Genomic DNA, 12,469 nt, shown 5'->3' on the forward strand with positions numbered 1-12,469 from the left:
CGTTCCCTCACGTCTGCATTTGGGGATTTCGAAGGCTTGCGCGCGGCGTTAACCGCGAGCTCTTCGTGACCAGCGACCGCATTTCATTGAACACGGCAATGCGACGGGATTGTAGGGCTACGGTCGCCATGGTCTCGTCCTTCGAGTTGCGTCGCGCGGGATCCGCTCCCCGATGCAATAAGAATTCAATCGTCTGCACATGCCCGGATCGCACCGCCTTAAAGAGCGGCGTCTCACCCACTCTATCAACGACGTCGATCTCGGCGCCGGCCGCGATCAATATGTCGGCCTTCTTGGGGTACTCGCCTTCGTCCTCGTAGCTCGGACCGTCGGCGACATAATGAAGAGCCGTCAATCCATCCTGATCGGCGAGTTTGACATCGACGCCTTCTCGCACCAGGCCCTCTACCTGACGAGCCGTGCCCCTCATGGCAGCAAACATTAGCGAGGTCGCTGATTTTCTGCTGCGGGCCCCCTTGTTTGCCGCGAGCACTTGATCGGCGATCGGGTCTAGTCGCCACCAGAAATACCCCTTGAAGACCGCCGCCTCAGCATCGCCATTCCTGGCGTCCCGGTTCTCTTTCAGCCTGGCGCCGCGCGCCAGCAGCAAGGATATCGACGCGGCGTTCGTGTCAGGCGTGGTATTCATCGACCAGAGACAGGCGTCGAGCGCCGTCGAGCCGTCGACATCGCGCGTGTCCGCTGCCGCCCCGTGATCCAACAGTGCATGCATGATATCGACTGCCTGTTTGGTTGCTGCCGTGATCAGAGCAGGCGTTCCGTCCGGGCCAACGGTCGCGGCCGGCACTCCGTCCGACAGACATGCGCGTACAGCCGCGGCATCGCGCTGGACCACCGCCCCGATCAACCGAGCCTCTGGGCGCGGGGTCCGATTAGGCTGTTCCAGCAGTGTGGCGACCGCATCGCGACCGAAGACCACCGCATGATCGAGCGCGTCGTACCCGTAGCGATCGCGCCGAAGCGGCTGCGCGCCAGCAGCCAGCAGGCGCTGCGCAATCGCTGGGGTCCTGCTGAACATCAAAGGAGTGCGGCCGTTCGCATCGACGGCTTCCACCTCGGCGCCCGCCGCGAGGAGCCGATCGACAACTTCGAGCTCCAGACCGTTGGCAAACTCGTGCAGCGTGGTAACTCCGGACTCGTCCTTCTGCGCCGGGTCGGCGCCCCGCTCGAGCAGCAACTCTAGGCATGGAATGGCGGTGGCCTGGTCTCCAGGGCCAGTCGCATCCTGCGCCAAGGCGACCAACGTTGATCGCAGACCGGGCGCACGAGCGTTCGGATCGCAACCCGCATCGAGCAGCGCGCGCAGAATTTCTTCATCGCGATTCTCGGCTGCGCGATAGAGCAGCCGAGCCCGTTCGGTCTGCTCGGCGGGCAGCCACTTCGGAATCAGCGACAGCGCTACCCGTCTTGAGCGTCGCCAGTTGACGGCTTCCAGAAGAGCCGTTTCGCCCTCATTGTCTTCATGCGCTAAATCAAGACCAGGCGCTTCCAACAACGCGGCCGCGGCCTTCTCCAACCCTCCTCGAGCCGCGAAATGCAGCGGCGTTCGGCCCAACGCATCGCCGGAGCCCCCGGATGCCCCTCTTCCTATAAGGATCAGGAAGACCTCCCAACTGTAGATCCTCGATTCCTCGTAGAACGCGGCGTAGGGACGTTCTGAGTTCGCGAGCAACCGATGCAAGGCGGTACCGCCTGGCCACCAGAACGCCTGTTCGGACTCCTCGATCGGCTCAGTGGGCAGTCCGGGGTAAAGCTGCGCGTCCACCGGGATCCCAGTATCGAGCAGACGCTCGACGAGCCGCGCACGCCCGGTCCAGGCGGCCCAAAGAAGCATCCAGGTCCCAAGCGTCCGTGGTGCGACAGGTCCCTCGGTGACAAGCAACTCCGTCACGTGACCCGGAATACCGCGAGCCCCGTCGTCTTGTCGCATCGCTCGAACCGCGAGCGTCTGTCCAACTTTGTCCTTGGCGTCGAGCGGAAGCCCGGCCCGCAGCAAAGCCACCAGACGAGGAGCGTTCGAACTCTCCAGCGCATCGTGGGCAGCCGTCGCCGCTCCCTTTGCTCCTGCGGCCAATAAGGCAGCCAAAATCGCGACACGGGCAGGATCGGGAGCGAGTTGGGATGCGTCAGCGTTGTGGTTTGACGATTCGATTTGGCGAAGAGCCAGCTCAATCGGATGGACACCATCCAGCAAGGTATCGGGAAGTATCCCGGCCTCCAACAGACTTCTGACCGCCTCGGGCAGGCCTGACCTAATGTAAAGAGCGAGACTTTCCGCCTTCACCTCGATCGCGCGGTCGCCAAGCCACTGGCGAGCGGCCTCCTTAGGGGACGCGGCGGGCGGAACCCCGTCCAGCGGTTCCTCGCGGACAAGAAGTCTTGAGAACCGAGCGCGAGCAGACGCATTTAGTGGCGGCAAGGCTGGATGGTAGTCGCTCGGTTGCTCGGGATTCGCCGCCAGAAATTTATCCCGCCACGTCATGAACGGCTGAATGTTGACCTCTCGGGCCGGTCCGAAACGAAAGATCGGAATGGAAGGATGGATCGAAGTGTCTCCGAGCAGGATTTCTCCGTGGGCCAGTTCCTCTTGCTGGACATTTTGAACGAAACGGATCCTGTCTCGCTCGAATTTCTCGTCCGCGAGAATGGCCAAGAACGCCGTGAACCGGTTCAGTATTGCTGATTTCTTTCGGAAGATGTGGGGCTCGCGCGTATGCAGCCAAACTTTGGCATCCCGAAGATTGTCGTACACGCTCATCGCTAACGAACTTGGTATCTTCAGCTGCCTATATTGGTCCAGAATATTGAATGTCCCTTCTGGGGCCGCCCAAGCCGCTCGCTCGATTTCAATCAGCTTGTCCTTTACGGACTCCAACTCCTCATTTTGCACGACCAGATCGATGATTTCCTTGTGCGTCATGCGATCGAAGGTCGCCATTGTGAAGTCGACGAGGCCTCCATCGCCGTTTCCCGAAACGAAAATGACCGGCTTCTCGCCGGCCGGTCCCAATAACTGCGAGGGGCTCCAGTAGGAGTTGAAACTACCCGCCCGATTTTTCATTTCGAAGCCGTAACCGATCGACAGAATGACGACGTCGTAAGCGCCTCCGTCGGCCGTCCGTCCAGAAACAGACAAGCGGCAGCCAAATTCATTGGCCTTGACGTCCACGGCCTGGGCGGAGCAGTGCACGGATAAATTACGCGATTGCGAGCGGATTATCTCGAAGCTTGCCAGTATCTGCGCGGCTACGTTCTCCGCCGTGCCGGCTCGCCAGTTCAATATCGGCAGACCGGCGTCTTTGTCTGCGGCCCCCGCAGACGGCCAGTCGTAAATGAACGGATGCAAATCGCGGTCGCTATGGAGCTGCAGATGCAGCAACTCGGTTTCACGTTCGAAAAGATCTATCCGCTTAAGATTTGGCGCCGCGATGGCGAGGGCGGCCGCAGCTGTTACTCCCGCAACGCCGCCGCCGACGATCGCAACGCGACCGTTGGGACGAACGAGGTCGCCGGCGGATAGTATCGCGTCCACCAGATTCAAAGCCCGGCGCTGTTGCGATAGGACAGTTACGCGAGAGTCGAAGCACCCCAGGAAGAACAGCTTGGTGTCGGGTACCCTCGTCGCTTTCAGAACGTCCCCGACTTCGGTCATGCCTACAACCCCCTCGCTGAGATCAGCCTAGCCTAGATCAGCGGAGCTAGACACAAAAGGTCTCTTAAGTGTAGGGCGCAAAAGATGCACCCTAGCGGACTCGGTAGCCGGCTCATTTAACCGCAAATCGGCTTCGTGTTACACGTTGCGCAATTGCAACCTCAAGTGATATCGTCCCAGGCCGCCTACATTTGGACTTTGATTTCGGATTCGACTACCGGGACACCGAACAAGGCGCGCGCTGAGGCTTGCCCTGGCCAGGACGATTTCCGCGTCGCACGCAGTTCATTCTGGCTCACTAAATTCGTTTGATCATCTTCAAGATAGTAAGGGGCGACCGATGAAAGGCAGGATACTGCTCTCCACCATCTTGCTTCTCCTTTTGCAGAGCACCGCCGCATTTGCCTGGGACGCTTTCGGCCACATGGAGGTGGCCCAGATCGCATGGGACAGGCTGACGCCATCTGTGCGTGCGCGCGTCTCCGAACTGCTGAGGCTCAACCCGCAATACGTCGCTTGGGCAACGAACGTGCCGGCGCATAAGCAAGATCAGGTTGCCTTCTTGCGCGCCTCAACGTGGCCGGACTTCATCCGCGGCGCACGCGGCTATATTTCGGATGGGAGTGAAGGGGGCAACCGTCCGCCTCCCGGCCCGGAAGCCGCGCAAAACATCGGCTACTCCGATCTGTTTATGCACAAATACTGGCATTTCGTTGACCTACCGTTCTCTCCAGACGGTACAACGCTTGAGGATCCACCGTCCCCGAATGCCGGAACGCAGATCGCGCTCTTTCGTAAAGCGCTCTCATCGGAGCTCACAACCAACGACGTAAAATCTTACGATCTTTCCTGGCTGATCCACCTCGTCGGTGACGTACACCAGCCCCTCCATGCGACATCACGCTTCACGACCGGCAAACCGCATGGAGATGCGGGCGGCAATAGCGTGACCATCGACTGCGGGGGCTGCGAGGCCATCACTGGTTTTGGCACGACGCGGCAGGCGTTGGCGATAGCGCAGACGACGCCGCGGCGGCCGCCCGGTTGTTGCCTCCAGCCGACCCGAGACAGGCAGCCGTCAGGGATGAAAACGTCTGGATCGTGGAGAGCTTTGAACTCGCCAAGGCCGTTGTCTACCAGGCGCCCATTGGGCCCGGGACCGGAAGCTACAGCTTGGACGCTCCCTACAAACAGAGGGCATCTGAACTCGCGAAACAACGAATATCACTAGCGGGAGTCCGGCTTGGAAACCTCATCAATTCCGCTCTAGCCTCGCCAGTCAGTCCTCGACTCGGATGTGATGGACTACCTGCCCTTCCGGCGGAGGCTCTCGGCGATTCCGAAAACATTGATTTCGTAAAGAAGCGCCTCCTTCGATATCGCTGCGACAAGTACGATGGCGAGATCGCGAAGGTGATCGACGACGCGCTTAAATGGGTCGCCTCGCGCGCTGGTCAAGTCACGCGTCCAGCTATCGTACTTGATATCGACGAGACGTCGCTTTCAAATTGGCCGCGGATCTTCCGGGACGACTACGCCTACATTCCGAATGGGCGTTGCGATTTCGAAAAGGTTGGCGACCCCTGCGGAGACCTTGATTGGCAACAAGGTGGACTGGCAAAAGCCATCGGGCCAACATTGCGGCTCTATGAGTTCGCGAGATGCACTGGACAGCCAGCACCGTGCACTCCCATCGAGGTGTTCTTTGTGACGGGTCGACGGGAGGCCGAACACAACTACGAGATGGCAAGTGCCTGGACGCTCAGGAATTTAGAGCAGGCAGGATATTCAGGCCTAATGCGTGACCCATCTCTATGTTCGTGACACGGCCTCAACCGGTAGCGCATCAGAATTCAAGACGGTGGCGAGAAGCGACATCGAGAACAAGGGTTTCAGCATCATTGCCAACGTCGGTGACCAGTGGAGCGACTTGGTGAACGGACACGCTGAAATGGCTTTCAAGCTGCCAAACCCGTTCTACTTCATTCCCTGACCCGCAAAAAAATATGGCCGCCCTCGCAGGGGGCGGCCATCAAAACGTTGCGGCGCAGCAATCAACCTTGTGTGCCGACGATCTTGTTTCCGGAGATCACAAACGTCTTGGCGTTGACGTCGGTATCTTTCGTACCCTTCTTCTTCGCCCGGATCAGAATTGAATGTTCTGACTCAGAGATCTGGGATTGGCCGGGATCAGCTCTGTAAGTCTTACTGGAATCTGTCGCGAATTTGCGCTTCAGCACATCGTCCTCCGGCGCCACTCGCTGCGGCTTCGACAGCGGAACCGCGGAATCGATTCCACGATCGGAAGAGTCCAATTCTTCCCAATTTCCGAAGGGACCGCTGAAGTTCATTTTTCCAGCCATGACCGCCACCTCTCAAGAGAGCTAGGGTGCATCATATAATGTCTCACCAGCCTAATCCAAGACAGGTAAATTGTCTCAGAATCTTGTTTTCGATTGCAACTTCTTCGATCTTCGTCCGGCCGTGCGGCATACCCTTAATATAGTCGATTTTTGCCCGAAAGAGGGCCTCGGCGGGCTTGCTTCCAGATCGGATGTACTTCCAGAAAGCTGAATGCATCGGCGCCCCGAAGAAGTTCAGATCCCCGTCCACGGGGGAATAGTGGGCTCCGGTGCACCCCACGAAGGCCGAGGCCCCCGCTTCAAGGAAGGATAGGGCGATCGACTGAGCCGGCGTAACGACCTGAATGGGGTCGCCGGCCCGGTAGGCCGCTGCGCGCGTCCGAACGGTCAGGGCCCCCCAGCAGCAACCCGCAAAAATGATGGCTCCACACTGCTTTGGGACGTTATTGACCGTCATGGCCTCGAGCATGTCCCCCGCCGTCTCGCCCCAAAATCGAGATGTATCGGTGTCGGACCCATGCAGCATCAGATAGATATGCTCCAAAGTCAGGTCGCCAGGGACGGCACTTGAGTGCACTTGCTCCGAAGTAAACATCGCTCCGGCGCCCGCCAAGCTCGCATAGATAGGCTCAGCGAACGGACGGACGAAATTCCGCAAACCGAACCGCCCAGCCGGCGGGGCCGACGCGGTTTGAAGCGCCGCGACCACAACGCTGGCGGTGTGACCGTCCGGGATACGAGAGACCGGTACGTCCGCAAGTTGGTCACCGTCCAAATCGCCGTAGCTTTGGTCGCTCCAAACGATGAAATTGTCGGGGTCGTTTCTGGCACTTGCACCTATGCTGGCGCGCAGGCTGGGCGGCAACGTATCGTATCTTTCCGAATGAACCACGTCGTACCCACCCAGGAGGACGACACCCTTCGGGGAGGAATTGCGTGCCTCGCGACGGATAGCGGCAAAACCGTCCGTCTCCCGCGCCAGGTCAACGACAACCTGCTTCGAGCGAAGGAAGGCCAGCGTGCTCGATGCCTCCGTCTCGCCGATGTTGTCGGCGAGCTTTTTGGAGTTGGTGACAAACAGTAGATCGGTCAGATCGCTACGAAAGTTTTTTTTTGAATCGCCCCGGCCTGGTTTCACGACGGCTTGATCGCCATCGTCATCGGGATTGATCTCCACAGTGATCGTTACTTTTGTCTTGGTATGGGGGATTCTCGCGATGATTTCCACTTCCTCGCCGGCGATACGCCGCACGACCGCCTCGCCTCGGCGAACGGGAGGTTGATTAGACTCCGACAGAATTGGCTTGGTCGAAGACGGCGGAGTGCCCTGCCCCTGAGTGGTCTGAGGAACTTCCTCTTCCTCCTGCTCCTGTTCTGGAAGAACGTCCTTTGAATTCGGACTTGCATCGTCCATATCGCCTTCGGCGATCTTGACCTGCAACTTCGAGCGCGGGAACGACACTGTGATCGTGCCGTTTCGGTCTGTGCGGGCCCAGTGATACTTATCCCGGATGCTATCGAGGAGTTCGAGCACGCCGGAATCCGGATGTTTGGGATCTCCGCGTCCTGTCGAGATACCAAAGGCTTGAACACCCTCGAAAGCCTTAAGAACCGTCTCGTCGAAGCCGTTGTAAGATGCATGATGGGGAAGCTTCACGAACTGGTATGGTCCGTTCTTTGTGATAGCTTCGAGCACGGTCGCCATCTCGTCGTTCAGGTTTGGCACTTCGGGCACTGCGAGTTGCATATCACCAGTAAGCAAGATCTTCTGACCGTCCGCGCCCAGGCTTAAGACTATGCTCTGATCGTTCAGCGCGGCACCCGGACCAACCATGTCGAGGTATTGACGGAGATCGTCCGTCGCAGCATCGCTGGGTATCCCGCTCGATCCGAAGACGAGAGCCTTGTAAAGGTCGGCCGCATCAAGCTGCGCGTCAGCCTTGCGAATATTGTCAGCCGCGCGCCTTGCCTTGTTCTTAAGCCGCTTCAGGTTGTCGCTGCATATCTGCAGATGATCTGCACTAGGCCCCAGAATTTTGAGGTCAAAATCGGAGAAATCCTTCTCGATCAGCGTCACCGCCCTCGAAGGGCCCGTATAGCGGACAATTTTGGTCTTATCGGCTTTCAATTTCGCCAACATCGCCGAGTAGTTTGAAGAAAGGGTCGCGGCGTCGGTCAGGAATTCATCAAGCGCCGAACCGCTCAAATCGGGCTGTGGCTCCTCGACGATGGCCGCTACGACTTTGGCTGTCTCCGCATCGGCGGCGGCGTCTTCACCATCCGTCGGAAAGCCGAGCGACTCGTCGGCCACCAGGGCTGTTTCGAATTCGATGGTGCCGTCCTGCACCATTTTGGGCAGACACCCGATGTGATCCGAGTGACAATGAGTGACGACTAGCAGATTGATTTTAAACGGCGGCTTACCCAAGATTTCAGCGATCTGATCTGGAATGGACGGCGTTTCGCCGCTGGATTTCCAGTCCCCCGGATGGGCTCCATCGATCAGAATGCTTCGATCACCCTGCACGGCCAATATGCAATCGCCGTAGATCTTCGATCCCATGTCGAGAAGGTACAATTTCATCGGTTGGCCCCTCATCAATATTCTTTTCAAATAGCGCTGGCTGCCGAACGGTTAGCAGTATGCTCGGGCGTCGGACCGCACTTCGCTTGGCATTTGTACGATGAGTCGAAAGACAGTTTTGCGACTGCCTGTCCTCAAGAGGCAGTCGACAATCCTTAATCAGAGAATGTCCGCGGGTCGTCGCTGGCGAGCTTGATTTAAAATTTTCTGGTTAGTTGTATCGTAGTATAACAACCACCTATTTCAAGAGAAATTGTGGATGGTCTCAGCGGAGCAAGATGCTCGAGCCTGAGCAAGGGCGTGGTCTTGACAGTCTGGCGACGCAGCAAGCCCTTGTTGTGGTGCAATTGCTTGCGCGGCCGTGCCGCCAAAACAGTTTCGGCACAGACTATGCTCTCCTGTCGGACGCCTGGGCAGCAGCGGTAGCTGCCGAAATTAATGCATCCATAAGACCAGAGGGGACGTCATGTCCTTCGTCGACGTAAATGCTTCGTACGAGACTTGGATGCGTACCCAATGCGAAGTGGTGGAAAAGGACCTGGAACGCAAGCACGAGCGAATGAAAGAGAGCCCGTTTCTTTTCTTTCGCGCGACATTTTTCAGGTGGCGACACATGCTGAGTTTGTCTACGCCGGAGCTGTTTGATCTGCCGGCGCCCTTCGCAGTGGGCGACTCGCATGTCGAGAACTTCGGAACGTGGCGCGATGCCGAGCAACGCCTGGTCTGGGAGCGAACGATTATGACGACGCCGACCACATCCCGTTTGCGTCGGACCTGCTACGCCTCGCTGTCAGCGTACGCTTAGCTGAATTCGGGTTGAGCAATCGAGATGCCGCGGAGGCGATAATCGGTGGATACAAGGAAGGTCTGAGCGAACCGCGGCCAACGCTTCTGGACGATAAGGAGCGCTGGATGCGGCAATACGTCGCCGTGTCCGATGAAGAAAGGAATGAATTCTGGGATGCGTTGCCGCATATGCCTGATGCCGACCCGCCTCAGACCGCCCGAACCGAACTTCTTTCGAGCCTTCCTCCAGGCGCCCAATTGGAGCGGTTTGCGCGGAGACGTAAGGGCGGCGGCAGTCTCGGGCGACCAAGGTTTGTCGCAATCGCGCGCTGGCAGGGAGGATTTGTCGTCCGCGAAGCAAAGGCTCTTATTCCCTCCGGCTGGAGTTGGTCAGAAGGCGGATCGGTTGACCCAACCCAACTTAGCGCGATCATCCTTGGACCCTCGCGTTCACCGGACCCATTCCTGCGAGTAGGCAGTCACTTTCTAGTTCGTCGCATTTCGCCTGACGCGCGGAAAGTGGAGCGGAGTTCGGCGTTCGACCGCAAGCTCGACGCTAAGCTCTTGAGCGCGATGGCGTTGGAAATCGGTTCAATCCACTCTCAAAGTTCTGGGCTTTCGAGCGCTATCTTGGAATGCAAAATCTTGCGCGACGGCACCTGGCTCAACGAAGCTGCAAAAGAGCTCGCAGGATTAGTTCAGGCGGATTACGAAGAATGGAAAGCTATCTGACGCGGCAATAGATAATCGTCAAAGGACAGCCTTAACGATCGCAAACTGCGGCTTGGTGGAGATCAGCTCGGTCGTGTTCGTCGCGGGGTTGAGGCGCACAGCGGACAAATAGAGTGGCTTGCGGATAGATTCAGCATAGGTCTGTACATGCTAGGCGAAGCTGGGCGACCAGAAGCTCAGCCGGCGCTCCTCGATAATCGGACGATAGGTGTACCAAAAGTCCACGAGGTGCGAATCCAATTGCGGCGACGTCGAGCACTGCCACTTGCTGCGGCACTCGTCGTAGTCTTCGTAGAAGTTAGCGATACCTTCCAGGTCGCGAGACAACTCGGCAGACTTGTGATTCGCCGCGACCTTCAGCACAAGCGCGCGATAATCACTGTAGGTCGTCGCTTTCTTGATGTCCGCTTCCTGCTGAACGAGATAGCGAGCGTTCAGACTGTTCTCCGGCGGATAGACCGAGCTGTCGTACCTAGAATGCAGCTGCGGCGTTCGGTCCTTCAGCGTCAGAATCACGCCCGTGCCCAGGAACGCAAGGCTCATCAAAGTGACCACCAGCACGATGACGAACTGCATGCCGGGCGTCAGGCGCGAAAGCAGTTGCATGGCGAGCAGCAGAGGCACGACAGCGAAGATGAAGATTTGGGGGAGAACCGGGCTAGTGGGGCTGGTCTGCACGAACACGAAGGCGAGGATCGCCAGCACGCCAATGCCGTACTGGAGCCTGGTCCGGAAGGCCGGCACAGCCTTGACCACGCCCGTCAGGAATTCACTCAAGTTCCCCTCCTGTTGAAGCAGAGCGGAGACTACCTCGACGACGTCGCGCAAGTGCCCAGCGAAACGGGACACGGACTCATTGGCGGAGCCCTCTTGGGCTGGCTCGGACTAGGCGCGACTGTTTGGGTGACCGTCTTGACGCCATTGCTCAAATCCCTGCCGGCCTGGTCGAAGAAATTCCTCGCCTCTGCGGCTCCGGCGACGAGCGCGAACACAGACGCCGCGATGAACGTCTTCGAAAAGATGCTGATCATTGGACGCTCCCTCCTGCTTCGGACCATCTAATCAACCTGGAGCTGAACCGTGGTTGAACAAACGCTCCCGCTGAACGATGTGACGGCCTGCATTGCCTCACTCACGTAGGGACGCCGCCATGGCGACGCCAGCGAGAGTGCAAGGTGCACAAGACCGTGCGGCGCAACAGGTGGAGCAGCCGAGAGTTGCGCACTATGTCGCAGGTGTGCTCCGGGCGGCTTTCGGCACATTAGCGACATTTCATCTTGCGACGGCGATGACAATCGCTGCTTGCATCGAGCAAGTTGGCGTGCACACCGCCTTACCGACTGGTCGGTCGTCGCCGCGTTTTGCAGTTGGCTCCCGAGTGGAGGTTGGTGCTACGCACGGGGTTTAATTGCCCGGTTCCCAAGGAGGTCGTCGTTCGTGCGGTTCCAAAACGAGAAGGGCCGATCCGGCCGGATATCGCCCGGTTCCTTATTGAGACTTATAGGTTTTTGAGCAGTTTCGGCCGATTTAACACCTTGAAAACCAATTGAAACCGCCCATTTAGGAGGAAAGCCTAACGCCCCGTAATCAAAAGAATCTGCTTGGAAGAACCGGGGGTAGCCTGTAGGGTTATCTCCGTGGGAAGTGATTTGAGGTGAGAACGGCCTCCTCACGCGCCTCGCTCATCTAGTGAGGCAAAGTAGCCGGAAGGCGAAGAGATCCAGGTTGGCATCTGGCAAACTATTTCCCGAACTTATTCTACGACTTAGGGCCCTGCCGTAGGCGGGGCCCTAAGCGTTTGGGGCGACCTTCAAGAACCCCTTCTGGCGCCGGCTTTCGATCTTCTCCGCCTTCACGGGGTAGAAGCTCAAGACGTGGTATCGGCCCTGCTCATCACGGTCGAGATTGATCGCAACCAAAACCATACTGTCTGCGGCAACGACGCGACTGATCAGCTCGATGCCCGGGTTTTTGTGGTCATCCCCGATATAGAGGGGATCGGTGACGATCCCCGACAGATACGGCAGGCATAGGAGGAACTCCTTCGAATGGCGGCGCTCGGCGTGAACCTGAGCACCGACGCTGAAGACCACGTCTCCCGCCGCGAGCTCCATTTCAAGCGCCGCGTTGATCTTGGCGACAGGCAGTGGCCCTAGAGACAGCTCTTTGCGCCTCTCGCGCTTGGGCTTATTTGCGCGGTCGCCGCGCCTTACCTCCTGCTTCATACTGCGAAACGGCGTCCATTTGTTCTTGGGCTGGCGTGTTCGATTCAGTCTCGAACACACCAAAACGGATCACCCGTTTAGGCCGATGAGCCACCCAATTTCAACC

9 protein-coding genes are annotated in these 12,469 nt (G+C 58.3%); 4 read left to right on the top strand and 5 right to left on the bottom strand.

The features are described 5' to 3' along the window. Positions 1-7: 7 nt before the first annotated feature. Complete coding sequence (locus QA645_RS41150; protein ID WP_283046731.1) at positions 8-3,673, bottom strand: ankyrin repeat domain-containing protein; 3,666 nt, start codon at positions 3,671-3,673, stop codon at positions 8-10. 340 nt (positions 3,674-4,013) lie between these two features. Between QA645_RS41150 and QA645_RS41155 the strand changes: the two genes are divergently transcribed. Together QA645_RS41155 and QA645_RS41160 are read left to right on the top strand one after the other, a co-directional pair. Next, positions 4,014-4,904, top strand: coding sequence for a S1/P1 nuclease (locus QA645_RS41155; RefSeq protein ID WP_283046733.1), 891 nt, complete (start codon positions 4,014-4,016; stop codon positions 4,902-4,904). 570 nt (positions 4,905-5,474) lie between these two features. Then, positions 5,475-5,666: an HAD family acid phosphatase gene (locus QA645_RS41160; RefSeq protein WP_283046735.1), complete on the top strand. Its 192-nt coding sequence runs from the start codon at positions 5,475-5,477 to the stop codon at positions 5,664-5,666. A 61-nt stretch (positions 5,667-5,727) separates the two neighbouring features. Here the strand turns inward: QA645_RS41160 and QA645_RS41165 are convergent, their stop codons facing one another. Further along, positions 5,728-6,036 (bottom strand): hypothetical protein, encoded by a 309-nt coding sequence (locus tag QA645_RS41165; protein WP_283046737.1) that lies wholly within the window; start codon positions 6,034-6,036, stop codon positions 5,728-5,730. Between the two features lie 43 nt (positions 6,037-6,079). Beyond that, positions 6,080-8,620 carry an MBL fold metallo-hydrolase gene (locus QA645_RS41170; RefSeq protein WP_283046739.1) on the bottom strand — a complete coding sequence of 847 codons (2,541 nt, stop codon included), beginning with the start codon at positions 8,618-8,620 and terminating at the stop codon, positions 6,080-6,082. Between the two features lie 466 nt (positions 8,621-9,086). Between QA645_RS41170 and QA645_RS41175 the strand changes: the two genes are divergently transcribed. Together QA645_RS41175 and QA645_RS41180 are read left to right on the top strand one after the other, a co-directional pair. Beyond that, positions 9,087-9,425 (top strand): DUF2252 family protein, encoded by a 339-nt coding sequence (locus QA645_RS41175; RefSeq protein ID WP_283046740.1) that lies wholly within the window; start codon positions 9,087-9,089, stop codon positions 9,423-9,425. 107 nt (positions 9,426-9,532) lie between these two features. Then, positions 9,533-10,138 (top strand): hypothetical protein, encoded by a 606-nt coding sequence (locus QA645_RS41180; RefSeq protein WP_283046742.1) that lies wholly within the window; start codon positions 9,533-9,535, stop codon positions 10,136-10,138. Positions 10,139-10,288: 150 nt separating this feature from the next. Here the strand turns inward: QA645_RS41180 and QA645_RS41185 are convergent, their stop codons facing one another. Continuing rightward, entirely contained in the window at positions 10,289-10,915 is a 627-nt protein-coding gene (locus QA645_RS41185; RefSeq protein WP_283046744.1) for a hypothetical protein, read from the bottom strand. A gap of 1,013 nt (positions 10,916-11,928) precedes the next feature. Continuing rightward, positions 11,929-12,363 carry a hypothetical protein gene (locus tag QA645_RS41190; protein ID WP_283046745.1) on the bottom strand — a complete coding sequence of 145 codons (435 nt, stop codon included), beginning with the start codon at positions 12,361-12,363 and terminating at the stop codon, positions 11,929-11,931. Positions 12,364-12,469 lie beyond the last annotated feature (106 nt).

It is taken from the genome of Bradyrhizobium sp. CIAT3101, from assembly GCF_029714945.1.
GTDB lineage: Bacteria > Pseudomonadota > Alphaproteobacteria > Rhizobiales > Xanthobacteraceae > Bradyrhizobium.

What these genes read in the sequence shown, in the direction of transcription:
- QA645_RS41180 (WP_283046742.1), top strand. Translation starts at nt 9,533, where the DNA reads ATGCGGCAATACGTCGCCGTGTCCGATGAAGAAAGGAATGAATTCTGG.
- QA645_RS41165 (WP_283046737.1), bottom strand. Translation starts at nt 6,036, where the DNA reads ATGGCTGGAAAAATGAACTTCAGCGGTCCCTTCGGAAATTGGGAAGAA.
- QA645_RS41155 (WP_283046733.1), top strand. Translation starts at nt 4,014, where the DNA reads ATGAAAGGCAGGATACTGCTCTCCACCATCTTGCTTCTCCTTTTGCAG.
- QA645_RS41150 (WP_283046731.1), bottom strand. Translation starts at nt 3,673, where the DNA reads ATGACCGAAGTCGGGGACGTTCTGAAAGCGACGAGGGTACCCGACACC.
- QA645_RS41175 (WP_283046740.1), top strand. Translation starts at nt 9,087, where the DNA reads ATGTCCTTCGTCGACGTAAATGCTTCGTACGAGACTTGGATGCGTACC.
- QA645_RS41190 (WP_283046745.1), bottom strand. Translation starts at nt 12,363, where the DNA reads ATGAAGCAGGAGGTAAGGCGCGGCGACCGCGCAAATAAGCCCAAGCGC.
- QA645_RS41170 (WP_283046739.1), bottom strand. Translation starts at nt 8,620, where the DNA reads ATGAAATTGTACCTTCTCGACATGGGATCGAAGATCTACGGCGATTGC.